1 rRNA gene is annotated in these 255 nt (G+C 55.3%); it reads left to right on the forward strand.

What is annotated here, in order from left to right:
- Positions 1-255, forward strand: a 23S ribosomal RNA gene (locus J1785_RS00020); the annotation flags it as partial.

The following is a 255-nucleotide window of genomic DNA, read 5'->3' on the forward strand; positions in this document are numbered from 1 at the left end:
GATGGGAAGCTGGTTAATATTCCAGCACTTGGTGTTACTGCGAAGGGGGGACGGAGAAGGCTAGGCTGGCCGGGCGACGGTTGTCCCGGTTCAAGCGTGTAGGGGGTGTGACCTGGTAAATCCGGTTACATACTAACCCTGAGGCGTGATAACGAGCCACTACGGTGGTGAAGTAGCTGATGCCATGCTTCCAGGAAAAGCCTCTAAGCTCCAGGTAACACGAAATCGTACCCCAAACCGACACAGGTGGTCAGG

The sequence above is a fragment of the Rahnella perminowiae genome, assembly GCF_019049755.1.
Taxonomy (GTDB): Bacteria; Pseudomonadota; Gammaproteobacteria; order Enterobacterales; family Enterobacteriaceae; genus Rahnella; species Rahnella perminowiae.